Source organism: Metabacillus rhizosphaerae (genome assembly GCF_037201795.1).
Classification (GTDB): Bacteria; Bacillota; Bacilli; order Bacillales; family Bacillaceae; genus Metabacillus; species Metabacillus rhizosphaerae.
Genome location: NZ_CP147403.1, coordinates 1801894 through 1827753, shown reverse-complemented (window position 1 = coordinate 1827753; position 25860 = coordinate 1801894). Strand labels below are relative to the sequence as shown.

Annotated in this window: 17 protein-coding genes; 5 read left to right on the top strand and 12 right to left on the bottom strand. The window is 35.0% G+C overall.

Features of this window, described 5'->3' with window-relative positions:
- Positions 1 to 275 precede the first annotated feature (275 nt).
- The 3 genes from WCV66_RS08730 (at position 276) to WCV66_RS08720 (ending at position 3123) form a co-directional block, all read left to right on the top strand.
- Positions 276 to 1274: a fatty acid desaturase gene (locus tag WCV66_RS08730; protein WP_338788668.1), complete on the top strand. Its 999-nt coding sequence runs from the start codon at positions 276 to 278 to the stop codon at positions 1272 to 1274.
- A gap of 116 nt (positions 1275 to 1390) precedes the next feature.
- Entirely contained in the window at positions 1391 to 2512 is a 1122-nt protein-coding gene (locus tag WCV66_RS08725; protein WP_338788667.1) for a sensor histidine kinase, read from the top strand.
- Positions 2513 to 2523: 11 nt separating this feature from the next.
- Entirely contained in the window at positions 2524 to 3123 is a 600-nt protein-coding gene (locus WCV66_RS08720) for a response regulator transcription factor (RefSeq protein WP_207975318.1), read from the top strand.
- Between the two features lie 115 nt (positions 3124 to 3238).
- Here WCV66_RS08720 and WCV66_RS08715 read toward each other — a convergent pair whose 3' ends face one another.
- From WCV66_RS08715 to WCV66_RS08670, 10 genes are all read right to left on the bottom strand, one after another.
- Positions 3239 to 3538 (bottom strand): Dabb family protein, encoded by a 300-nt coding sequence (locus WCV66_RS08715; RefSeq protein WP_338788666.1) that lies wholly within the window; start codon positions 3536 to 3538, stop codon positions 3239 to 3241.
- A gap of 241 nt (positions 3539 to 3779) precedes the next feature.
- Positions 3780 to 5645 (bottom strand): DUF2264 domain-containing protein, encoded by a 1866-nt coding sequence (locus WCV66_RS08710; RefSeq protein WP_338788665.1) that lies wholly within the window; start codon positions 5643 to 5645, stop codon positions 3780 to 3782.
- Between the two features lie 57 nt (positions 5646 to 5702).
- Complete coding sequence (locus tag WCV66_RS08705; protein WP_338788664.1) at positions 5703 to 6830, bottom strand: glycoside hydrolase family 88 protein; 1128 nt, start codon at positions 6828 to 6830, stop codon at positions 5703 to 5705.
- Between the two features lie 69 nt (positions 6831 to 6899).
- Positions 6900 to 8504 (bottom strand): response regulator transcription factor, encoded by a 1605-nt coding sequence (locus tag WCV66_RS08700; protein WP_338788663.1) that lies wholly within the window; start codon positions 8502 to 8504, stop codon positions 6900 to 6902.
- Positions 8497 to 10326, bottom strand: a complete 1830-nt coding sequence (locus WCV66_RS08695; RefSeq protein WP_338788661.1) for a sensor histidine kinase — start codon at positions 10324 to 10326, stop codon at positions 8497 to 8499. Before WCV66_RS08695 ends, WCV66_RS08700 begins: the two co-directional genes overlap by 8 nt.
- Before the next feature lie 490 nt (positions 10327 to 10816).
- Entirely contained in the window at positions 10817 to 12181 is a 1365-nt protein-coding gene (locus WCV66_RS08690; RefSeq protein ID WP_338788660.1) for a sugar ABC transporter substrate-binding protein, read from the bottom strand.
- A 136-nt stretch (positions 12182 to 12317) separates the two neighbouring features.
- Positions 12318 to 13151, bottom strand: a complete 834-nt coding sequence (locus tag WCV66_RS08685; protein ID WP_338788659.1) for a carbohydrate ABC transporter permease — start codon at positions 13149 to 13151, stop codon at positions 12318 to 12320.
- 12 nt (positions 13152 to 13163) lie between these two features.
- Positions 13164 to 14105, bottom strand: coding sequence for a sugar ABC transporter permease (locus tag WCV66_RS08680; RefSeq protein WP_338788658.1), 942 nt, complete (start codon positions 14103 to 14105; stop codon positions 13164 to 13166).
- A gap of 192 nt (positions 14106 to 14297) precedes the next feature.
- Positions 14298 to 14918 carry a YesL family protein gene (locus tag WCV66_RS08675; protein WP_338788657.1) on the bottom strand — a complete coding sequence of 207 codons (621 nt, stop codon included), beginning with the start codon at positions 14916 to 14918 and terminating at the stop codon, positions 14298 to 14300.
- Between the two features lie 238 nt (positions 14919 to 15156).
- Positions 15157 to 17835, bottom strand: a complete 2679-nt coding sequence (locus tag WCV66_RS08670) for an FIMAH domain-containing protein (RefSeq protein ID WP_338788656.1) — start codon at positions 17833 to 17835, stop codon at positions 15157 to 15159.
- A gap of 669 nt (positions 17836 to 18504) precedes the next feature.
- On the opposite strand from WCV66_RS08670, the gene sda reads away from it, so the two are divergent.
- A complete protein-coding gene (gene sda, locus WCV66_RS08665; protein ID WP_338788655.1) occupies positions 18505 to 18630 on the top strand; it encodes a sporulation histidine kinase inhibitor Sda in 126 nt (41 codons plus the stop codon).
- Positions 18631 to 18869: 239 nt separating this feature from the next.
- Here the strand turns inward: sda and WCV66_RS08660 are convergent, their stop codons facing one another.
- Both WCV66_RS08660 and WCV66_RS08655 read right to left on the bottom strand, forming a co-directional pair.
- Positions 18870 to 19886 (bottom strand): Gfo/Idh/MocA family oxidoreductase, encoded by a 1017-nt coding sequence (locus WCV66_RS08660; protein WP_338788654.1) that lies wholly within the window; start codon positions 19884 to 19886, stop codon positions 18870 to 18872.
- A 56-nt stretch (positions 19887 to 19942) separates the two neighbouring features.
- Positions 19943 to 21769, bottom strand: coding sequence for a heparinase II/III family protein (locus WCV66_RS08655; protein WP_338788653.1), 1827 nt, complete (start codon positions 21767 to 21769; stop codon positions 19943 to 19945).
- 576 nt (positions 21770 to 22345) lie between these two features.
- On the opposite strand from WCV66_RS08655, the gene WCV66_RS08650 reads away from it, so the two are divergent.
- Positions 22346 to 25816 carry a family 43 glycosylhydrolase gene (locus tag WCV66_RS08650; protein ID WP_338788652.1) on the top strand — a complete coding sequence of 1157 codons (3471 nt, stop codon included), beginning with the start codon at positions 22346 to 22348 and terminating at the stop codon, positions 25814 to 25816.
- Positions 25817 to 25860: the final 44 nt, after the last annotated feature.

Genomic DNA, 25860 nt, shown 5'->3' with positions numbered 1-25860 from the left:
GGAATTCTCTCCTAGTTATCAAAAAATTAATGTTAATTTATATTATATCAGTTAAAAATAAATTGTAGGAAAAGTGATTGAAACTTGTTAAACTCCAATATTTTTCCTTTTTTCATGACATAAAAAGCTATACTTATCCTTAGCAAAGGACACTTTACTAATCCTTCCATTTTAGATATGACATTTGTCATACCTTGTACATGACACCTATGTCTGCAAAAGTAATAATAATAAGATTATAATTTGAGTAACAACTGAGGAAGGGAATTAAAAAAATGACTAAACAACTACAAAGAAATTTAAGGAAGCAAGTTGCTCCCTATGAAAAAGCAAATATAAAAGATAGTATCCGACAACTTATTAATACGATTGGACCATTTCTTATTTTATGGATCCTAGCATATCAAAGCTTGTCAATTTCTTATTTCCTATCATTTGGATTTATCATCGTTGCTGCAGGATTTCTCGTTCGAATTTTCATCATATTTCATGATTGTTGTCATTTTGCCTTCTTTAAGAATCGGACTGCAAATAAAGTTCTCGGAACGATAACAGGGATTCTAACTTTATTTCCATATAGTCAGTGGCAGCATGATCATTCAATTCATCACGCAACAAGCAGTAACTTAGACAAACGTGGAACAGGGGATATTTGGGTGCTAACGGTAGATGAATATTTAGCAGAGCCACTTGTTCGTAGAATTGCTTATCGCATTTATCGAAATCCATTTGTTATGTTTGGCATAGGACCAATTTACGAATTTCTAATTAAAAATCGTTTTAACAAAAAAGGTGCAAGAAGAAATGAACGCATTAACACCTATATTACAAATCTTTCAATTGTTGTTTTAATTACTTTTCTTTGTTGGACACTTGGAACACAGTCATTCCTATTAATACAAGGACCAATCTTTCTTATTTCAGGTTCTCTTGGTATCTGGCTCTTTTATGTACAACACACATTTGAGGATTCTTATTTTGAGGAAAATAAAGATTGGGACTATGTGAAAGCTGCTGTTGAAGGAAGTTCTTTCTATAAGCTTCCGAAGCTTCTACAATGGCTTACAGGAAATATCGGCTACCATCATGTTCATCATTTAAGTCCAAGGGTACCAAACTATAAACTTGAAGAAGTTCACAATAATACGGAACCATTACAAAATGTTCCTACAATTACTTTAGCAACAAGCTTGAAATCACTCACATTCCGTTTATGGGACACACAAAACAAAAGATTTGTCGGATTTAATTATTTATCTAAAGTGACTAAGTAAATACGCATATTAGTATGACACTAAATACACCCATGATGGGGTTTTAATCATTATTTAGATAAGATATGATAAAATGACACTTAAGTTTAAGTATCCTAAATAAAGTGGGTCGGGTCATGAAAAAAAGGTATGCTATTCTTCAAAAAAGCAATGGAATTTCTCCTTATATTTGGGCGTTTCTTAGCATTTTACCGTTTTATTTTATTTTTCAGTCTTCATCTACAATTGAAATAATTGTCGGGATCATCCTGACAATTTTATTTTTCATCACATTTCGATATGCCTTTATTGCAAAAGGATGGCATGTTTACTTTTTAACATGCGTCCTTATTGGTATTTCGTTTACATCGACATATCTTTTCAACTATTTTTATTTTTCTTTTTATATCGCCTATTTTATCGGCAATATGAAGGATCGATTTCCTTTTATTACTTTGTATATCGTTCACTTAGTCAGCACTGCTGTTTCGATAAACTTCAGCATCGTGCTGCACGAAGAATTACTCTTAAAACAATTGCCATTTGTAATCATTAGTTGTCTTAGTGTGATCTTTCTACCATTCAGTATTTATAATCGCAAAGAACGTGGCCAACTCCAAGAAAAACTTGAAGATGCAAACAAACGAATTTCTGAGCTCGTAAAAATCGAGGAACGCCAGCGTATCGCCCGTGACCTTCATGATACATTGGGTCAAAAGCTTTCTATGATTGGGTTAAAGAGTGATTTGGCAAGAAAATTAATATACAAGGACCCTGAACAAGCACGAAATGAAATGAAAGACGTTCAACAGACTGCTAGAACTGCATTGAATGAAGTAAGAAAGATGGTTTCACAAATGAGGGGCATCAGATTAGTAGAGGAAATGATCCATATAAAACAGATACTCAAAGCCGCTCAAATTAACTTAGTGACTGATGATCATTTCACCTTAACGAATGTTCCATTGTTAACTGAGAATATTCTTAGTATGTGCTTAAAGGAAGCTGTTAACAATGTAGTGCGTCATAGTAGGGCCTCTACTTGTTATGTCTCCATCGAACAATCGCAAAATGAGACAGTAATTACCGTACGTGATGACGGAATTGGCATTGGAACAAACGAAAATTTCACTAAAGGCAATGGACTTGCTGGAATGAAGGAACGACTAGAATTTGTCAATGGAACCTTGAACATTCTTTCTCATGAAGGCACTACTCTATTAATAAAAGTACCAAATGTCGTTAAGCAAACTGATTAGGAGGAGCATTTATGATTCGAATTGTCATTGCTGAAGATCAGCAAATGCTTTTGGGTGCTTTAGGTTCACTACTTAATTTAGAAGATGATATGGAAGTCGTAGGAAAAGCAAGTAATGGCGAAGAAGCCCTCACACTTGTTCAGCAGCATCAACCAAATATATGCATCATGGATATTGAAATGCCTGGAATGACTGGACTTGAAGCAGCTGAAAAGCTAAAAGGTGAAGGTTGTAAAGTTATTATCCTAACAACGTTCTCCCGCTCAGGCTATTTTCAACGGGCTTTAAAGGCCGGTGTCAGCGGCTATTTATTGAAGGACAGTCCTAGTGAAGAGCTAGCTAGCTCGATCCGCAGCATTATGTCAGGAAGAAGAATATATGCTCCAGAACTAATGGATGATGTCTATAGTGAAGAAAATCCCCTTACTGAACGTGAAAGGGAAGTTTTAGAGCTTGTGGCAGATGGCATGAATACAAAAGAAATCGCTGATCAGCTTAGTATTAAAACTGGAACTGTGCGAAATTATATTTCTACGATATTAGAAAAGCTTGATGTAAAGAATAGGATTGAGGCGATTACTCAATCAAAGGAAAAGGGTTGGTTTAAGTAAGGATCGTAAATCCCTAACAATTTAATTAGTTCCCAAAAAAGTTGCTCTCCTCTATTACTAAATGTGGAGAGCAACTTTTTATTTACTTCCATCTATTTTTTCATAAAGAAATCTATTAAATTTGATAATCTACTACAATGACATTGTCTATAATTCCAGACAATGAAGAAACAAAGTCTTGATGAACTGGATGTGGCTGGTAATCATCAAGCGCTTGCTTATTTTCAAAGGTTACTCGTAACCCCAAAGAATATCCTTGTTTTTGTTCAATTTCTTCTGTTACATTAAATCCTGCCGAGAGCTCTACGATCCCAGGAATTTTCCCTTTAAATGCTAGAAGTTGATTAAGTAGATCTTGTTCTTTTTCAGGCGTGATGTTTTCATTAAATTTAAAAATTACGAGGTGTTCGTACATTTTATCTCTCTCCTTTTCTTTAGTACTTCTCCTTCTACAATACCATAATTATTTGCCCGATAATTGTTAAGGCTATTAAAAAAAAGCTATCAACCTTTAACATGCTAAAGTTCAACTAATTCATGTGCAGTATGTCTTGCTGCTGCAATCCCAATTGTTGTTGGAGCGATGATCGCTTTTAGATGTGTTTTAATTAAAAAACACCACATGTTTATACCATTTTGAAAATTCTAAATTGTTCTTATAGTTTATTACCTTTTATTGAAAATTCAAATTTATCAAAATTCGGTAAATATACAATTACTTTGTCGCTTTCAATTTCCACACTAGGTGGATTGCTCCATTTATCTTCACTTATCCCTGGTTCGCCAAAAACAGCACTAACTAACCAACTAGTTCCAGGGTCTATTCTTGTTTTTATTGTTGGGATAACCGTACGAGAATTTAGTAGATTGGTATTTGCATTTGGAAAGATTAGCTCAGCTTTTCCCTCAGTGCGAAGACTTTTAATTCCACTTGCACCCCATGAATATCTAACTAAGCATTCATTCTCGTTCTGGACTTTATCAAAATCTGCGCGTTCTGCATTCTTATTTTCAATCCCTAAGGCAAAGCCACCGTCAGCAGCATCCAATAGCCTACTTGTTTTTATACAGTGTATTCGTAAATGCCAAGGAGTACCAGGTATGATCCAAGTTTTTACTTCTACATCATTCCAAGGCTTCCAATTCGTGTAGATATAGTTATCTTCTATCAAGTATTCCTCGCAATGTCTTTTGACTCGATAGATATTATCACCTTCACTAAGGGCCAACATTGAATCATAAGCACCTTGCGAAAGCCCCCACTCTGCCCTCGGTACACTAAATCCAAAGAAATTAGAGTAAACAAATTTTTCATATTTAGCAGAAGTGTGTGTATGCTCGTTTGAAGACAGATGCCCTGAGTTAAAAGCCAGAATATGATTTCTCTCATCATCTCTACAAATTACCATATGTGGCTGCTTTTGAATAACAGTGCTACTTAACTCTGGTAGTGGTTCTTCCTCAGCCTGCCAAAATGGATGTTCAGCATGTAATGCAAGTGGTAAAAACGTTTTTAATGACCAATAAGGCGAACCAGGAGAATTATAGTTTTCAGCCATCACTAGATTCGGATATGTGTAACCTATTGTTAAGATACCAGCATCATTAAAAATAGGTTGGTTAAACCACCAGCGCAAATTTCTAAGGAGTAGACCTTTCATGACACCTAATGAAAAAGGCTCAATTTCTGCAAAAACAGCAGCACTCCAAAATGCTGACTGGGCAAATCTATATGCTAGACTTCTGCCATACGGTAATGATGAGCCATCTTTGGAAAACCAATAGATAAAATCTTTGGCAAAAGCTTCTGCTCTCATTTTATATCTCTGTGAACGAACCGGATCTTCCACTTCCATCACCTTTGCATAAATGAGACCATAATAATGGATGGCAAACGGGACGTAGTAATCACTGTGCCCGTTTATTCCGTCTGAATACCAGCCATTAGATAAATAGAATTGATCGATTCTATCTAAATTTTTCTCAATTCCTTCTTGATCATATGGAAGCCCGACATTTCTGAGACCCAAATTAACAAGAACCGGAAAGAAGAGCCAATTGCAATCCCAGACTTTACATTGATTTATTTGCTTCAGCCAATTACTTAGATTTCGTTTCTCTTGTTCATTAAGAGGCTCCCAAATCTTCTCAGGTATTAATAGTAGTGCTAAACCAAACACCGCCATTTCTACGATTTTCTGATCATAATCATGGATATCGCCCCAATATTCCTCATGATGAGGATCTGTGCCATTTTTTATTCCTTGGAGGTGACTTTCCCATAATTCATATTCCTTACTTTCTCCGGCTAGAAGAGGAACAAGGCCCCATAACACGCGTGAAAAACCTTCCATTTGAGCAGTCGAATCCGTATAAGCTGCACCAGAACTTCCTAAACTCAAACCTGCATACCCTTTACTATAATAAGGTTTTAAGGGATCACATATTTGTTTTAATACTTCACTAAGGTCTTCTCTAGTTTTTATTTCATACTTTGAAAAGGTAGTATGTAAGGTAGGCATTTACTAAATTCACTCCTAATCATTTGTGGATTTTTTCTATTCTTCCATCTAACAAGATTACCAAAATAGCTTTCTATCACCTTTTAAGATAGCAAGTCCTTCTACAAAATAGTAATCACCATATATAAGTGGGACATCAATATTTTTTCCTTCTGGATAATGGCTTGTGCCATGGAGGATTAGCCCATCCTGCTCTGGATTTTCCCAATCACCATAGTTTTTATATAATGATTTAAGGATTTTCACTCCAGCATCTTTATAGATTTTCTCTTCGGTTGCTGGGACATGCTCAGCAAGTAGTAACAGTCCACATGATGCGATTGCTCCAGCTGAAGAATCACGGTATTTCGTTACCTCCTCTGGAAGCCTAAAATCCCAATGTGGAACATAATCTTCTGGTAAATTGGCGATGAAAAAGTGGGAAACATTTTTTGCCGCTTGTAGATACTTATCCTCTTTTGTATGGTGGAACAATAATGTTAATCCATAGACTGCCCAAGATGCTCCTCTGGACCATGCAGAATCAGGGGCGAATCCTTGGCCACCTATCGCCTCCACTCTTTCACCTGATACTGGATCAAATCGAATGATATGATGAACAGAGCCATCTTCACGGATAAAGTTTTTGAGTACTGTCTCTCCATGTTTTTTAGCTACTGCACTAAATCTTGGATCACCGGTTTCCTCTGTGGCCCAGAATAATAGCGGCAAATTCATTAAGCAATCTATAATTGCCCATCCTGAATTATCTTCCCCTTCCTGCCAGGGATTCCATGCGCGAATATAATTTCCTGATGTATTGAATCTTCCTGCAAGTAAATTAGCGACCAATAGTGCACGTCTTTTTGAATCTTCTTCTCCTAAAAGCTTAAATCTCGCAACACTTGTTAACGTCCACATAAACCCCATGTCATGGTCAAGCCTATAATAATCTGTAATCACACTGTCAAGTCTGTCCTCACATTGTTCAGCTAATTGCTTTAACGACTCATTCTTACTTTCACGATATACTAACCATAGTAAGCCTGGCCAAAATCCTGCAGTCCACCAATGAGGTTCCTCTAATTGGTACGTTCCATTGACACTTGCATGAGGGAAATTGGCTCCAATTTTTTTACTCGTTCTGTCAATCTTTGCTTGAACTTTTTGCCACGCCTCATCTACCCATTCCAAATTGTTTGTCATACTTATCACCTTTCTTCTTTTGATTTTTTAAGCCCTTACAATTTTGAACAGAAAGCAATATGCTCCATATTATCTTTCTCCTCTAAATTCCAATGGAGTAACCCCCACATAATTTTTAAAAACTTTTATAAAATAGCTCTGATTGTCATATCCTAATCGTTCACAAATTTTCCCTACTGGTTCAATCGTCTGTTCCAATAACTCTTGTGCTCTTGACATTTTTAATTTTGTCACGTATTCAACAAACGTTTCTCCAACTTCTTTTTTAAACAAGCGACTAAAATAACTTGAGTTTAAATATAGATGGTTTGCTACTTCATCAAGGCTGATTTTCTTTTCTAAGTTAACCGATACATATTTACATGCTTCAATCACTTCTTTGCGACGGGACTGAGTCGTAATATCTCCTACAATAGTAAGAACCTCTTGAAAATACTTAACTAACCATTTTTCCAACTCGATTAACGAATCAACGCCTAGGATTTCTTCATGGATAACATCAACCGTATAATTTGTTCCAAAAAATTGAAGAGCTTTTAATTTTAAATTAACATCTAATAAAAGCTTGAGCACCCAATCCTTAACTAATTCTGATGAAAACTGTTTTTCCTGAAATATTTTTATCCAACTAGTTACAGTAGGAACAACCCTGTTTACATCTTTTTCAATAATAAGCTTCCTAATTTCTACCGATGCATGATCGTACCATGAAAAAATATTTTCGTTGGAATTGGTTATGGGGCGTTTTTTATCTATTGAACATGATTCCATATAAAAACGCTGATTAGTGGTTTTTAATAAGCTTGTTAATTCTGATTTAAGAACTTCTTGATTTTCACAAATTTCACCAATAACAAATGAGACTGATAGATTTAATGTATTTAATAAAGTTTTTTGAATTTTTTTCATACAATCAGTAGCTATACCGTAACAATCAGATTTTACTGTTGGGCTATACGGAAAAAAAATAAATGATTCTCTATTTCCTAGCGTAAAATGGACTGAGTCATTATACTCTTGAAGTATCTCTCCAATTACATTTTGAATTGAAAATAGCAATGTATCCTCAGAAACAAAAGAATCCTTTGCAACACGATACCCCTGAATAAAACATAATGTTGGAATAAATTTCAAACTCTTTAAATTTAACCCTAAAGAATAGGCTTGTTCATACCATTCACTATGATTATAAGTTGCTTGGTAAATTGTTTTTCGAAGGAATTCTCGTTTCATCGATTCTTTATTTCGCTCTACAATATGTTGCAGCTGAAATTCTTTTAATTTTTTTTGGTTTTCTTTTTCTAGATTTTCTTTTATTTTGATCAATACAGAACAGAGATCTTCTGGATCTAGTGTATCTTTCAATAGATAATCCTGTACATTCAGCTTTAATGCCTGTTGAGCATATTGGAATTCACTGTGGCAGGTTAACACACAGACTTGTAAATTATGCTTTTTTTCTTTTAATTGTCTTGTTAACTCAATTCCATTCATTTTCGGCATGCCAATATCAGTTATTAAAATATCAGGCATATCATTCAAGGCATATTGAAGTGCACTAGCTCCATTTTCATGAATACTTTGAAGTGTTAATCCAAGTTGTTCCCATTCAATTGTTTCAGACAACAATTCTAGTACAGGATAATCGTCGTCTACTAGCATCACTTTATACATTAGGTCTGTTACCTCCTCTAGAAACACACATAATGACCCTTGTTCCGTTTCCTTCTGAACTATTTACTTCCATTTGGAAACCTTCACCAAATGTCATTCTCATTCGTTCATAAACATTGGATAAACCGATTCCTGAAAATCCCTTTCTATTATGTTCGAGGGATGTTTCTAGGTTAATTGTAAGTTTTTCCCTCATCTCATTTAAATTCTCTTGGTTCATTCCTTGTCCATTATCATCTATGATGATAATAAAATCATTTCTTTTTACATGTGCTTCCAGGAATATTGTACCTGCACTTTGGTTTAATCCGTGGATCATAGAATTTTCGATAATTGGCTGTAAAATAAATCGTGGAATTTGCTCATAATAAGCAGCATCAGAAACATTAATCTTTAAATCAACTTTTTCTTTCTGTCGCATATTCATTAACTTAACGTAATCTTGCACAATTTCAACTTCTTCTTTAAAGGAAATCGTTCCCTTATCTTTATCAATTGTCATACGTAACAATTTTGATAAAGAACTAATCATATCCGCACTTTCTTTATCCCCTTTTCTCATCACTTTCATTCGAATTGAGTTTAAAACATTAAAAAGGAAATGGGGATTTATCTGAGCTTGTAACATTGCAAATTCTGCTTTTCGTTTTCTTACTTGTGTTTCAGTAATCTCTTTTATCATTTCATTAATCCTATCAAGCATTTGATCGAGTGAGTTTGATAGTCTACCAATTTCATCCTTACTACGTATATTTGAGCGAATTTTCAAGTTACCACCTTGAACAGTTGTTGCAACATTTCCTAAATGAACAAGCGGCTTTGTAATCGTTTGCAATACATATGTTAATACAAGAAAGAAAAAGATGAATGAGATCAATTGAACTAGAAAAATATTGTTAAAAATGGAATTGATTTTAAAAATGGCTTGTTTATATGGGTTTAAAGAAATAAGTCTCCATCCAGTATAAGAAAGACTGTAGTCAGTAATAAGATAATCTTCATTTTCAATACTAATAATATTCGAAAAATTCTCCTCCTGCATTTGGTTCACATAGGGAAATTCCTGACCTATTCTCGCTTTATCACGATGTGATAATATTCTGTTAGAAGAATCGATAATCATCATATCTTCATTACCGGGCATATTATCAAACACTTGATTAATTTTATTCTCCATTATAGTAACAATCACATATCCATATATTTTTAAGTTCGCATCTCTTAACGTTCTAGCCACTGAAATTTGGTAAGGGTTTTTCTCTTGCTCGGATCTAAACACAGTAGACTGGCTACCTATCCAAATTGTTTCATAACCGTATACGTTCTGTAGTTTATTAAACCAAGGCTCCTCAAAGAACTTTTGTGGATCATAATCATAATAAGGATAGTTTGAATAATGCTTACCATTTTTCAGAAGAATAGTTACATACGATTTTTCACCTAATAATGTAATGTTTTCAATCGTTTTTACGACCCGATTATATTCCACATACTCCCTATAGCCATTCTTGGGAAGGATATTTGGATTTTCATCTTCCGTATCTTTTGCATTTTTTTTTAATATTGTATTGATTTCTGAATCTAGTTGTACATAGTTTGCAACATATAACATATCTTCAAGTGATTTTGTCACATATTCACTAGCTAATTTTAACTCTCTATTCGCATTTGAGATTGCCTGTTCTTTCATCGCATCTTTTGTCAGATAACTATTCATAAATAATGTAATAATAGCAGGAATAACAATACAAATGACCGATGTCATAATGACCTTAAAGCGAAAAGAACGGGGCGCAAGCATTTGCTGTATCCGATTCCACATAACCAACCTCCTTATAAGAAAAGCGCAAGCGCCTTGTTCAGACCCGACAGGCATAAGACGCTCAGGAATAGAAGACGTTCTTTGTCTTCAATTCCTGAGTGGCTTATGACCCCGAAGGTCTAGGCGCTGGAGCTAGACACCAAAACTAAGTACAAAATTTTATACTTTCTTACCTTTGTACAAAAGCGCAAGCGCCTTGGTCAGCCCCGAAAAGCATAAGACGAAAATGAATAGAAGACGTTCTTTGTCTTCAATTCATTTGTGACTTATGACCTCGAGGGGCTAGGCGCTAGAGCTGGATGTCGTGCGCTTATCCACAGTTTAAGAATTTTATAATTTCCTAAACGATGAGAAAAACTTAGCTTATTGCCAAGTACTATGGCGAAATTCCATTGTTTTTCTTATACTATCACATTATTAATCTAGATAGTATAAAGAAAAGATGGGGCAGAATCGGTTTACGCCCCTTAAATCCTGTGTTACTTTTTCTTTACTTATTATTATCTATAATCTCTTGTACACGTTCCTGTGTTACTTTTTCCGTTGTATCTATATCTTGCTCGCCTAAGATCATTTTTTCATACTCTTCATTAATTACTTTGTAAAGCTCAGATTGATATGCCACAGGCGGAATAATCTTTGAAGATTTTGCATTTTTCAACACATTCACTAATGTCTCCTTATCAACCTTTTCTGGTGTTGCAGTACCTGCTAGAATTCCATCAATAATAGTCCCAAAATCTTCGTCACTAATACCATTCCAAGATGGGATGTTTTTACCTTGGACAATTTGTCCTTCTGTCGTATACCAACGAATAAATTTATATGCTTCTTCCTTATGCTCAGAATTAGCGGCTACTGACATAAAGTCCGTTGTTACTGGTGTAAAGCCACCTTCATCACTAGCATCATTTTTCGGATACGGTGCTATTGCTACATTAAAGTCTAGTGGAAATTGTTTAGTTCCTCCTAGTTCAGTATTCATCCAGCTTCCAATTAATACTGTACTTGCATCTTGTCCAAAGAATTGATTACGATAATGAAGCTTTTGAGAAATGATATCTGAATATGGTGTAGCTGATTTATCTTCTTTTTCCATTTTATAACGCATTTCCAAAGTTTTGCGGAACAATGGATGATCAAGATTTGATGTTCCATCTGCTTTTACAAATTCTGTGTTATCCTCTTCACTTGCAAGTGCTAGTTTCATAAATTCCAACCAGCTACCACCTTGTGGCCCATGGAAATACGTTCCATAATGGTCTTTAGTCGTTAACTTTTTAGCATATTCCATAAACTCATCCCAAGTCCAGTCTGTCGGAACTTCTAGGCCTGCTTCATCTAAATGGTCTTTATTTAGTAGAACATACCAAGGATTAAATTTTCCTGGAAGAGCATAGTAATTTTCATCTATTTTTGTATCTACTTTATAATCTTCATTTACTGTATATCCTTCTTTTTCAATAAACTCATCTATTGGAGCAACCATTCCTAATGCTACACGTTGTGCATAGCTTGCTGGATCACTAAACATTAATATATCTAATTGTTCACCAGATGCTGCAGCTAAGTCTAACTTTTGAGTTGCTTCTTGAGTGTCTCCTTTTTCACTTAAAATGACTAAGTCAACATCAATTTTTGGATACTCTTTTTCAAAAGCTGCTATTGTTTCTTTCCAATTATAACTAGATTCATTTCCATGTGTATGAAATTTAATCGTCACTGCCTCTTCTGTGGAGCCACTATCCTTCCCTTCATTCGAACCCGAGGTGCTTTCTCCACCACCTGAACATCCTGCTAAAGCACCAATTAGCATTGAAGATGCAAAAACAGTTGACCAAAACTTTTTCTTCATAATTATATCCCCTTTATTATCATAATTATTTATAAGAAAGCCCTTACAACTTGAATTATAGCAAAGGGCTTTCTTAACCGAATGTAAATTATTTTACCTATATTCAAAATAATTTGACATTAATCGAGTGGAATTATTATCCTTTTACGCCTCCAAGCGCAATACCATCGATAACTTGCTTTTGACCTATAATAAAAACAATTAATAATGGAAGTATAGCAGACACTGCAGCAGCCATGATTAGTGAATAGAATTCACCATTAATCGTCGTAAATTTTTGCATTGCTAATTGAATCGTATAAAGTGCATCTGTACGTAAGAAAATAAGTGGATTTTGATAATCATTCCATGTCCAAATAAATCTTAAAATCGCATACGTTGCAACTGCTGGTCGAACAATTGGTAATGCAATTGACCAAAAGATTCTCCAGTGTCCAGCACCATCAATTTTCGCTGCATCAATATACTCATTATGAATACCCATAAAAAATTGACGTAACATAAATGTACCAAGAACACTAAAGCTACCTAATAGAATTAATCCCAAATGACTATCAAACAACCCAATATTACGATATAAAATAAACTGAGGTACTAAACTAGCTTGAGGAGGGACCATATAAGTTGCTAAAACAATGATAAACAACCATTTCCCTGCTGGAAAATTCACTTTTGAAAATCCGTAAGCTGCCAATGCAGAGACAACACAAGAAACAAGTGTCGTTAATACTGCTACTTTTATCGAATTCCAATAGTAGATATAGAATGGGAAGTCACCAAACCAGACTTCATTATAATTATTAAATCCATTCCATCTCTCTGGTATCCATTGAATAGGAAAGGTAAAAACGTCAGCTTCGATTTTGAATGACGTAGAAAGCATCCAAGCAAAAGGCAACAGAAACATAATACTAACTATAAAAACGATAAACGTTGTAATAATTTTTGGTAGATTAATCGACCTTTTCACAATATTCCCCCCTTAATAATTAACCCATTTCTTCTGACCTATCCATTGGAATATGGTTATAATGAATACGATCAAGAACAATATAACCGCCATTGCCGATGAATAACCGATATCTAAGTTAACAAAAGCTGTATCATATAAATGCCATACAATCATACTTGTTGAATGAATTGGACCACCTTTTGTTAGAACTGCAATTAAATCAAAAACTTTAAATGTAGAAATAATTCCCGTAATTAATAGGAAGAATGATGTTGGCGACACCATCGGAAACGTAATCCGACGGAACTTTACCCAAGAATTCGCCCCATCCATATCAGCTGCTTCATAAAGTTCTTTCGGAATTGATTGAAGGCCAGCTATATAGATGATTAAATTAAACCCTACAGAAATCCAAACTTGGATCAACATAACAGAAATTAACGCAAAACTCGGATCTGCAATCCATTTTGGAGGATTATCAATTCCTAATGACATAAGCGTTTGATTAATTGGCCCTGAAGAAGGATGAAATAACACTTGCCATACAACTGCGATTGCTACAACGCTGGAAATATAAGGCATAAAAAATGCTACTTTAAAGAAACTCTTCATGTAAACGCTTTTATCAATAACTACAGCAAGTACCAATGAAATAATCATACAGATAGGTACAGTAAATAGAAAGAGTGCATTATTTATAAGAGATTTTCTAAAGACTTTATCTTGCATTAATTCTATAAAATTATTAAAACCTACCCATTTTAATTGATCGATATTCTGAATGAATTTCCAATCAGCAAAACTTAATATAAATGTTGCGAAAATCGGAAGTAAAACTAAGATCGTAACACCAATTAGCATTGGTGAAACAAATAGGAAACCAACTAAGTTTTCATTTCTTTCAACTGATGATTTTCTCTTTTTCACGTGCAGTACCTTTGAGGTAGTAGATATATCTGCTTTTGAACTCATTGGTTATCACCTCTCTTTTTAATATAATTTAATTATAAGAAATAAAACGCCTAAAACCTTAACGCTATTTTGATGAAGTTTGCAATAATTTTTACCTTTTTCACCTTTTTGATACTAATGAATGAAGACAATAATGAGTTTCTATTAAAATCAAAACCCCCTTTTGACTGGTTTTCAAAAGGGGGTGACACATTAATTTGCACGTGCACCAATCGTAGAAAAGATCGTATAGGAAATATACATAATGACGAAACCTAAACCACTTGCGAGAAAGAGAATACCTACACCTGGAAAGATTAAACTAAGTAAAATGCCGGCACCACTTGTTATTGTAATAATGATAGTTCGAATTGGATAAGTAGCACCTAAAAGAAAGGCTGATTTATAATAATGAAGAATCGATCCTTCAAACTGAACATAAACAGGGAAAATGTAAATTAAGACTACGACTAAGAGAACAGAAATTATAATAAAGCAACCTAAGAAAAGGTAATGAAGTATTCCATTCATAGAATTTATTAATACCCAATCGACATACAGCATAATGAAAATTGCAACTAGCGACATCCATAATATATTTGCCTTCATAAATTCCTTTTTATAAACCAACCAAAATGAAGAGAAAATGGATAGATTTCTTTCTCCCATAAGCCATTTACGAATAATAGAGAACATTGCTACAGTTGCTGGACCAAAACCTAGGATAATGAATCCTATAAATGTGAACAGCATCCATAGTAGGTTGAGATATGCTAGCCTGGTAACCCATTCACAGATCTTGTATAATCCTCCCATCAAACCATTCGACTCCATTTTGGTTCACTCCCTAAAAAGATATTATTAAATTTATATATTAGCTGGAATTCAACCTTTTATATATTAATATTTTTACTATCTTTTTTTAAAAATTTACTTTGTTATATTAGCTATGAAAAAATATCATTATAAACTTTTCGTATATACGTGATAACTAAAAGGCGAGAAGTATCTTTAAAGCATTGAACTTCTCGCCATTACCAATTTATATAGATTTAGTAGCTGAAGAAATCGTTCACCATTTTTCTAACAAATAATTTACATCGGCATTAAAAACGTTATATGCCTTGTCAGAAATAGATTTATTTTCTTTATGATGGTCGAGTAACTGTTTGAAATTCTTTAAATGATGGATAGCTTTTTCTTTTTGATTCTTTTCTACAAAATTGTCTACAGAATTCAAATGAGCTCGTAAGGATTGGGCAGCACCATGGTTGGTGAACTCTCCCTCTTCTTCAAAACCGTCTATAAGTATTTGCATATCAGCAGTACTAGTTATCACAGTTATCACATATGACGATTCATTCACGTTTCCTGCTTTATCCACGGATTTCACTACAAGATGATGTTCGCCAAGCTTACCTGCTAAAGCAATAGCTGTTCCTTCGTTGTACACTTTACCTTCAAAAGTCGCGGAAGTTTCAGCAATACCACTTTCATCATCAGTTGCTTCCCAAGTAAATGTAACACTTTCAGTTTCCTTTACTGATAATGCTTCATGGAGCACTTCTCCATTGGCCATTGTATTTATTGTTGGTGCTGTATTATCCTTCTTCACCATCAACGCATTCAGTATCCAATGTTTTCCAGATTCTCCAGTAAACTCTAAGTCTACCTTTCTACCAGTTTCACCACCGTCTATTCCAAAAGAAAGCACTTTAAACTCACCTTGAGCTGTACCTCCTGTTTCAGCAACCTTAGTTCCATCAACCTTGATCATTGTATTTCCTTGACCATATTGGCGATCCCCTGAAATTACATAAACAGTATGGTATCCCTCAGGTATTGATAAACCAAGTGTAGCAGGGTTAAATGATGCGATCAGATCTTTTCGTAATGAATCTACTTCCCCTCTATCACGGCTATCAGGTACTGTACCTATCCAGCCAAATCCTTTAGCTGAATTCCATATTTCATTTGGTGATAATCGATCATATCCCTCAAAAACTGTACTAGTAGAAGTACCGGCATCTAATGAAAATGCTAAGTCCTCCGCTTTTGGTAGTGTTACAATTCCAACTCCTTTTTCCACTTCTTTACTATCATATTTGGCAGTAACTGTTAAAGTAGAAATCGCAGGAGCACCATCAGCAGGCGGGATTACAGGTATAAATACTTCTTTTGAGTCAAGGCTGTCTACCTGTAATGTCATTTGCTCTGTTTTCCAACCAAATGGAACATTTGCATTTACTGTTATTTCCTTGTCGTTTTCAGTATTGTTCGTAACTGTTGTTGTTAGCGTATACTGATTTCCGTAAAGTAACACATCTGAATCAAGTTCTAATTCTCCTACATTTACTGGAGGAACAACTGAGATCTTTACATTAAGGACTTTGTTCAATAATTCAGGGAAAGTCGCTTTTACAACTACATTACCTGGCTTTGAGAACTCATCCGCATCATACGACCATGTTACTGGTGTATTAAATGTTCCCCCCTTAGGAGTTGTAACGTTAACAACACTCGGTAATATTGGTGTTTCACCAACCAATACCTTCTCAGGTATCTCAGTATTAATTGTGACTTTTCCCATTCTATCTAAAATATCCAACTTCCACTCATCATACCAATTTAAGACAACTTCATCTTCTTGACCAAATTCAATTGGTAGCCAAATATATCTTGAATTCTTTAAATCCTTACTATTCCATCTATCACCCATAAAAATAAATTTTCCATTTTCAGGATCAACCGGTATTACAAATGTACTTTGACTACCATGGGTTGTACTTGCACCATCACCGAGTACAGGATTACCCATATCAGTCCATTCTCCTAAAACGGAATCTGCCACATGGTATCTAGCAGGATTTGGATCCCATCCGGTTGCACCAGAGGTAATCAAATAGTATTTTCCATCATATTTGAACATCGCAGGTGCTTCGCGATGCCCGTTATAAATCGCACGAATAAAGTCTTTACCATATTCTTCACCAGCGATCGCTGTATAGTCTTCATTTAGTTTTGAAATATACAAGGAATAGTTTTCTTCACTAGAATAAATGATATAAGCCGTGCCATCATCGTCTACAAATAGATTCATATCTCTAGACATCCCAGTATTACGAACCTTGTATTCATAACCTTCTGGCATTTTGTTTAAGCGATTACTTTCTAAATATTCAAAAGGACCTGTCGGTGAATCACTAATCGCAACGCCAGCCTTTGCTTTAGCATAGTTTGAATCTGACCCTTCATATGGACCATCAACATGTAACCATAAAACATACTTATCTGTTTTCTCGTTATATATTACCTTTGGACGCTCTAAAACGCCGCGTGCTGTATTGATATCACTGAAAATAACATCTTTTTCTGCAGCTGAACGATTTTTATATAAGTCTATAAAATACGGGTCTGTATCCATGTCTTCACGATTTTCGATCGCTTTCATGACAACGCCTTCATCTTTCCAGTTAGTTAAATCTTTCGATGAATAGGCATGTACTCCTGTAGCTGGGAGATAGCCTTTTGTCTTATCCTCCCCATACCAGTAGTATGTTTCCGTCTTTTCATCATACATGATACCTCCACCATGCGCTTGGATGATTTCTCCGTTCGTGTCTCTCCATTCTTCCCCTGGTTTAATAGATTCATTTGTAATTCCTTCTGCAGAAACTTGAGTATAAAAAGCAAAAATCGTAAATATAAAGCTCATCATTAGTAGTAAGAATAAATTTTTGTCCTTTACCACGGACACCCCTCCTTGTCATAAAAAGCTTACTAGTCCTTAATAACCCATCACAACTAAACTCAAATTAGCAATTTAACCTTAAAAACCACCTCCTTAAATAGAAAACCAATTAATATATAGCTGAAAAATCATTCATTAATAGACCACGATAGATATAAAAATTTGATATCAATAATTAAAATTAAAACACTAAATGACACCGGTTTCATTTTGTAGAATGCAAGGGATGATTAAATTGTTAATTTGATTGTTTATTCACTGAATGGTATTACGACTTGAAAGAAAATTCACATATGGATAAAGAAGTAGAAGAAAGTGCAGGTATATTTATGTAGCGCTTTCATAACAATATTCGCCTAATAAGGTTGATTTTTAAAGACCTATCCTTGATAAATGGACATGAAAATGATAGATATGTTTAACCAGATTCATTATACACAATTACGTTTACACCTCTATAACATTATTTTGATAAGATATACTACTTTTTTTACTTGTTCATTCGTAGTACAACCTATTTTCACAAAAAACTTTATAATATATAGTACAAACAAAACTGATATTTAGTATGCATAAAGACAGTTAATAATTCTCCTAAAAACCGGCTTCAAGCCTTAACTTAGGAGCAGATTCTTAATGGTTTTCAACTTTTGAGGAGGTCTTTTCGAAATGAAAATAAGTAATGAGCTACTAATAAGCGTTTATAGTAAAGCGATGAAAGTAAATGTCGATCCATACTTTATTAAGCTACTAAAATTAGAAATTCAAAAGAGAAATCTGGTATCAAATCCGTAATAAGTTAGTATCTCATATACAAATAGACCAATGAATGTATTCTATAAGAGTACATTCATTGGTCTATTTTTTATTTAACAATATGCTAGCTGTAAGGCTGAGGATTCTTTTACTTAAAATGAAAGAAGCCCTTCCTAAACGCAAAAAGAGCTTCAAGTAATTTAAGTTATTGCATTAGTTTGTGTGCAGCGTTTTCAAGCTTCTCTTACTTATCTGCTGAAATTTGCTCACTGTTTGCTTTATAATAAAATCTTCTTCCCCGATTTTGCACTTTCCACTGCACCAAAAACCATCTCCATGCTTTTTATGTTATCACTACAATCGGTTTCGGCTAGACGATTTTCTTCAAGAGAGGCAAACATTTCATCTAGACAGCCCCAATGTCCTTCTTGTCCCTCCCAATTGCTCTGTACTTCTACGTTTTTAATCGGGTCTATGAAATCAGTTGGTTGAGAATGATCAATCACTTCATAGACTGGTAAACGATTACCATCCCAGCGTGCACTACCCTTGCTCCCTGTAACACGCCAATCAGCTTCCCATGAAGTTTGCATTCCTATTGCACACCAAGAGCCACGATAGGTAAATACAGAGCCATCATTCATTTCAAAAATACAGATAGCTGATGCGTTACCGTTGTACCAAGATCCAGGTGGATTATATTCATGACAGTAAACCGATATTGCATCAGCACCAGTAATAAATCTGGCCTGATCAAATGTATGAATAGCCATATCGACGATAAGGGGATTGTCCATCACATCTCGAAATCCTCCAAAGTGTGGGCCGAGGAAAAAGTCTGCGTGGATCGAGCCCACTTTACCTATTACTTCACTTGACAATAAGTGTTGAAATGCACGAATTTGTTTTAAATATCTACGGTTTTGCATGACAGAATACTTTTTTCCTGTTTTTTGAGACATATGTAATACTGCTTTAGCATCTTCTAGAGATTCTGCCATCGGTTTTTCACCAAACACATTGCACCCTGCTTCAAATGCTGTCGTTACTATGTGTTTATGGGCAGCAGGAATCGTTACATCAAATACAAGATTGGCATTTGTTTCCTTAATCGCTTGCGATAAATCAGAGAAAGCAGGGACATTTAAGCTTCGACGCTCTGCCATACCTCTCGCAGCATCAATATTCACATCAACTAATCCTACAATTTCAGCATTTTTACGGCTTTCAGCGTAATCCAACCATGTGTTTGACATACCACCACAACCTGCCACCACTATTTTATGTTCTATCATGTGACTACCACCTTAATGATTTAATTTTTAACCGCTTAGTACGATTCCATTTCATCCTAAAGCAACTGAAATACAAACTCTACACAACATGTATTATCCGGATTTTTCACAGAAAAATCCAAAACAAGAAGATCTTCTCTTTCACCAAAATGATTTAAAAATTCATTCTCACTAATCACTAAATTTAATTGCTTGCGGTTAAATTTTAATTTCACTTTTTGATTTCCTTCCAGAATGACTCCTTCCTGGTCTTCAGTAATTTGAAGTACAGGTGTGATAAATCTTTCAACTATTGATCCTGGATTTTCAGTGAACTGAAAAGTGTCTGTCAAAATTAACTCTGGTTTCTTATTTTTTATCAACGTAAATCTTCGCGTTAACGTTTCTAATGATGCAATGTTATATGCGTTTGCCATATTCATTTCCACTATATCTATATCCTGCTCTATTGCTACATCTGTAATTGTTGCGTTGTGAGAAATTCCCTCAGCCTGAAATTGATTATTTATGATTGGAACAGAATGCCCCTGTGAGCCATTACAAAAAATTGTATAGCGGTCTTCACCAAAGTATGCATCACTGTATAACCCACTACCTAAATCTTTAAAGAATGTTTCACCATTTTTTTGTAAGATAAAATGACCAATATCATTATGATTATGCGGCTCATCATTGTGACCACCTTTACAAGCAAAAACATAGGGATCATTTCTAGAAATAAACCATTGTGAGTCACTAAGAAAATATGTTTTATCGTGCCAAGGCTTCCCCTCAATTTGTTCATTAAACCAGAGTAAATTTCTGAACACTGGCGCCCATCGACTACAATGATCTTCAGTATATGGAGCACGGAGTCCTTTCTCAGGGACTTCAATGTCATGAAAAATCTTTTTTAAATAATGACTAATACCTAAAAATACTGTTGCCTGTTGATTAGAATCAGAAAAATTAACAACTTGATTTTTATGGATAAAGCATTTTTGTTGGAAAAGGGCAATTTGATGTACTTTTTCTGAATCAAACAAATCAATTTCCCCTGCTGTTTTTTTCTTCAATAAATCAGCAAAATAAACATAAAAACCAAAACCATATTGCCAATATCCATACCCTTCCATGCATGCACCATCATCGTTAAACCCTTTTAAATAATATCCCATGCTACTAAGAACACGTTCTAAAATGACTGAAAGAATTTCTTCATCTTCAATTAAATGTATTGCAGCTGAACCAATCGATCCTGCACAAACAGATGCCCAGTTATGTGTTGAAGTTTCCCAACCAAATTGTGGTTGATTAATAAATGGAAATAATACTCTTCGATAGACTTCCTCTTGGATTCGTTTTTGTATTAAAGGATCAAGAATGTTCTTTGTTAAAGTTAACATTTCACTTAGTGTAAATGCTGTTTCAGCAGCAAATAAATCGATAGAATAACTAGACTGTTGTATCGATTGAATCGAAACATCCATATCAGTTGCCATTTCAGGACTATTCTTTAAATGAGCAGGTAAACACCATGTATATTCATTACATATTGACCAAATCGTATTTTCTAACTGTTCTAAGTAATTTGGATGATTTGGTTCAAGCAAAGCCATAAGGGCAAATGTATTTAACCGTCTTCTTTTTGCAAAATAAACCTTTTCGTACTCAAGACGGGAACCTGTTTCTCTAAAAATAGTAAAGTTTGAAAATGTTAATTCTTTATCAGGTTCATAGAGTAGTCTTTCCGCTTCAGCCCTAATCTCTTCAAGTAAGGGCTGATATGAAGTTTTATCCTTAATTGAATGAAACCAAATGTCCTGCTCCTTTTGGTTTGAAAATAAAAGGGAAACATTCTTTCCATAAATTAATTTTTTTATTTGGTCAGACTTTATATACAAGTTCAAATCCACCTCATTCGTATTCAAAAGTATAGTTAATTTCACTAGAAAAAAAGTCGAAGAAATGAAGGACGTTTCAAAGGTGAAACTACTCCTTACATTCTTTCGACGATTCTCGTATGATGAAATGTGTATCTATTAACTTGCCTTTTTTATTCGTTTTTCCCCATTATATTATCAATGGTCTTAATTCTAGATTCAATTTCACGGTCCCCTCTTTTGAAACCGGTTGCAATTAAACTATAAACCTTCTAGAAATTCTTGTCAAATGATCTTCTCAGCATTGAGATTTTTAAAGCCTCTTACTTAATAATGCAGTTTCATTTTACATATTGACAAAACGACTAAAAAAAAGTATATTGAAACCGGTTGCAGTTATTTGAAAATTCTAAAATAACTAACCTCTCCCCCTCTTTTGAAAAATAGTATCACTAAAGTAATAACTTCTCACCTCAAGAATGACACACCAAACATCTGCTTCTTGTTGAATCTATTTACATAAATCTTCCTTCTCACTACAAGAAGCATAGTAAATTTCAAATCTATCAATATCAAAAACATTAAGGAGGTATGCACTTGTCTAAGGTAGTAAAAGTTATTTCACTATTACTGACAGTATTAATTCTCGTATCGTCTACTTATTCAATCACACCAGCATTTGCAGCAAGCACAAAAGGGAATACAACAGGATTTTCTGATCAAGAACTTAAGGATAATAATTATATCCTCTACTTTGTGAATGCAGGTGATCCAACTCCTGCTACTGCTGAAGGAACCGATAAAATAGGTCTCTATGCCAGCAAAACGGAGCAGATGTATGACGCTGACCCTGTTACAGGAAAAAAATGGGGACTGGTTACCACGACAAGCAATACAACTGTCAATAATCCAGACGACAAAAATGGATCTTTGAGATATTATAACGGCCCTCAAATACGTGAAAAGGCATTAAAATACAAGTTTGAATTACCTGATGGTGAGTATGACCTTACTTTAGGTTTCAAGAATCCGTGGAGTGGTCGAAGTGTTAATATTATTGGTGAGGGACAAAATCTATCAAATGGAGATTATGATATTGGAAGCTATTCCGCTGAAAAAGAGGTTACCTATCAACAGGTTTCAGTAACGGACGGAGAATTGGATGTTAACATTCAAGGACCAGCAACAGCTAGTTTAACAAACTATAATGACCCTTTAGTTAATTACATCATTGTCCGAAAGTATATAGTCATACCACTCTCTGATTTACAGGGTGAAATTAATACCGCAAAAATTGAAGCTGAGAAGACAGATACTTATACTAAGGTTAGCTTAGATGCACTTAATACCACAATCGAACAAGCTGAGGCATTGGTTAAAGAAATCAATGACAATAACTTGGATATAAACAAAAAAGAAATACAGACAGAAATTCGTGCAGCAATAAAGAAATTGGAAACAGCAATAACAGAACTCGCACTAAACATTCCAAATGAATCCTTTAAACCAGGGCAAGTATGGAGAGATACGAACGGTGCCGACATCCAAGCCCATGGCGGTGGGATCATGTACGATGAAGAAACTCAAAAATACTACTGGTATGGTGAAGATAAAACAAATGGTTATCTTCCAGCAAGAGGTGTTAGAGTTTATTCCTCTACAGATCTTTATAATTGGCAGGATGAGGGTCTTGCATTAACCGCAATTGAATCAATGGCACAATTTGAAACAGATCCATTGATTTCGAAACTTTATGAAGGAAGAACAGATAAAGCAGATATCTTAAATGATATTGGCACAGACCGAGTCATTGAAAGGCCTAAAGTCATTTATAACGAAAAAACGAAGAAATATGTCATGTGGATGCACACAGATGGTCCTTCAGAAACATCAACTGCAATGTATGCAAAAGCTGAAGCTGGTTATGCATTAAGTGACTCACCAACAGGTCCTTTCATCTACCAAGAAAGCAACCGAATGGATCGTGCCCCTGAAGATGCAGAATATAATGGCCAGCCTAATCAACCCGGAATGGCGCGTGATATGAACCTATTCAAGGATGATGATGGTACAGCTTACCTAATCTATTCTAGTGAAGAAAACATGACGATCTATATTTCAAAACTAAATGAAAGTTATACAGATGTAGTTGGTTGGCATAGAGATGGAAATGTTGAACGTGATTTGACTTATAAAGCAGTATATGGTGAGGATTACGTAAGGGTATTTCCTGGCGCACAACGTGAGGCACCTGCAATGTTCAAATATAATGGTAAGTATTATATGATCACATCAGGCGCAACAGGATGGTCACCTAACCCAGCAAGATATACAGTTGCCGATGAAATCTTTGGAGAATGGAAGCCATTACGTGATCCAGCTGTTGGGGAGAAATCATCCACAACATTTGATTCACAAAGCACGAATGTCATCCCTGTCGACCCAGAAAAGGGGAAATTTATTTTTATGGGTGACAGATGGAATTCAAGCAATTTAAAGGATTCTCGTTATGTATGGCTTCCTATTGAGTTTGGTCAAGATGATGAAATTATTTTACAATGGTATGACGAGTGGAAGTTGGATATTTTAGACAGAATGGGAAAAGTAACAATCAACACTGAATTACCCGAAAAGGTAGCTGTAGACCAAGTGCCTAAACTACCGAATGTTATTCAAGTTACAAATTCAGAAGGAAATCAATTGGAAACGCCGGTATCATGGGGAATCAATGCTGAAGATTTTTCAAAACCTGGCACTGTTGTAGTTGAAGGTACACTTTCTGAATTAGCCAATAAGGTTATTAGGACAAAAATACTTGTCATTCCTGATCATGTAAGATATTTTGTCCATGCTGGTGGTGCTGAAACCAGTGATTACAAGATATGGTCTTCTTATATGCAAGAAACACTTCTCAACAAAGAGATCATCGATCAAAAGTATAACCCAGAGAATGGGCAATCATGGGGATTTGTAGGAGATCGTACGAAACCAGCCGGCAGTGAAGGTGGAGATCTATTTTCTGCACTAAGATACCTACTAAGCGGCTCTGGAGATGACCTTTCTTATAAATTTGATTTAGAAAATGGAAAATACACAGTTTATACAGGGCTTTATGACCCTTGGTATACTTCCACAAGAGGAAGTAGAAAAGCGGATATTTTACTGAATGGTGAAACCAAAACAAAAGGATACGTCTTTACAGATTCATATGACGTCCTTGGCTACAAAAATGTAAACATTACGGATGGAAAGCTTGACCTTACTGTTCGTAGAGTACAAGGTTCTCCTGATCCTCAAATCAGTTGGATCATGATTGTTGAGGAGGATACAACAGCACCTACTGGAGATTTTACAATTAACTCTGGAGCAGAATTCACAAATGACCAAAATGTTACTATATCCTTTAATGCTGAAGATGATTTAAGCGGAGTGAATCAATCTCGCTTTTCCACTGACTCAGAGAATTGGACTGAATGGGATCAATTTGCTTCATCGAAAGATATTGTTTTACCTTCTGGTGATGGTGAGAAAACTGTATTTGTTCAATTTAAAGACAAAGCTGGAAACATAAGCACTGCCTATCAAAAACAAATTATATTAGATACAATAGCCCCCGTGATTGAGTTCTCAGGGAATAAGGAAACTTATGAAGTAGATTCAAAGGTCGCCATCTCCTGTCTTGCTGTTGATAAATTATCAGGAATCGCTACTGCGAAATGCCCAAGCATTGAAGGTTCGGCATATAATTTCACCATTGGTGAAAATAAAATTTCAGCTACAGCAACTGACAAAGCTGGAAACACGGTAGAAGTTGAAACGACTTTTACTGTTACTGTTGACTTTGACAGTTTAAGCAATTTAACAGAAAGTTTTGTAAATCAAAAGGACATCGCTCATTCTCTTAAAACAAAACTTTTATCTGCTAAAGATGCAGCTGAGCGAGGCAATACAGAAGCAATGGAAGGCAAAATCAAAGCTTACATTAACCAGGTATCTGCTCAAAGTGGAAAATCAATTTCAAATGAAAATGCTGATTTATTGATTTCTTTAGTAGATAAACTTAAATAATTCTATTTAGAGTAATTGAGAGGGGCTTTAGAGCCGAAACCCCT

Coding starts and splice junctions, on each gene's coding strand:
- WCV66_RS08730 (WP_338788668.1), top strand. CDS start 276: ATGACTAAACAACTACAAAGAAATTTAAGGAAGCAAGTTGCTCCCTAT.
- WCV66_RS08725 (WP_338788667.1), top strand. CDS start 1,391: ATGAAAAAAAGGTATGCTATTCTTCAAAAAAGCAATGGAATTTCTCCT.
- WCV66_RS08720 (WP_207975318.1), top strand. CDS start 2,524: ATGATTCGAATTGTCATTGCTGAAGATCAGCAAATGCTTTTGGGTGCT.
- WCV66_RS08715 (WP_338788666.1), bottom strand. CDS start 3,538: ATGTACGAACACCTCGTAATTTTTAAATTTAATGAAAACATCACGCCT.
- WCV66_RS08710 (WP_338788665.1), bottom strand. CDS start 5,645: ATGCCTACCTTACATACTACCTTTTCAAAGTATGAAATAAAAACTAGA.
- WCV66_RS08705 (WP_338788664.1), bottom strand. CDS start 6,830: ATGACAAACAATTTGGAATGGGTAGATGAGGCGTGGCAAAAAGTTCAA.
- WCV66_RS08700 (WP_338788663.1), bottom strand. CDS start 8,504: ATGTATAAAGTGATGCTAGTAGACGACGATTATCCTGTACTAGAATTG.
- WCV66_RS08695 (WP_338788661.1), bottom strand. CDS start 10,326: ATGTGGAATCGGATACAGCAAATGCTTGCGCCCCGTTCTTTTCGCTTT.
- WCV66_RS08690 (WP_338788660.1), bottom strand. CDS start 12,181: ATGAAGAAAAAGTTTTGGTCAACTGTTTTTGCATCTTCAATGCTAATT.
- WCV66_RS08680 (WP_338788658.1), bottom strand. CDS start 14,105: ATGAGTTCAAAAGCAGATATATCTACTACCTCAAAGGTACTGCACGTG.
- WCV66_RS08675 (WP_338788657.1), bottom strand. CDS start 14,918: ATGGAGTCGAATGGTTTGATGGGAGGATTATACAAGATCTGTGAATGG.
- sda (WP_338788655.1), top strand. CDS start 18,505: ATGAAAATAAGTAATGAGCTACTAATAAGCGTTTATAGTAAAGCGATG.
- WCV66_RS08660 (WP_338788654.1), bottom strand. CDS start 19,886: ATGATAGAACATAAAATAGTGGTGGCAGGTTGTGGTGGTATGTCAAAC.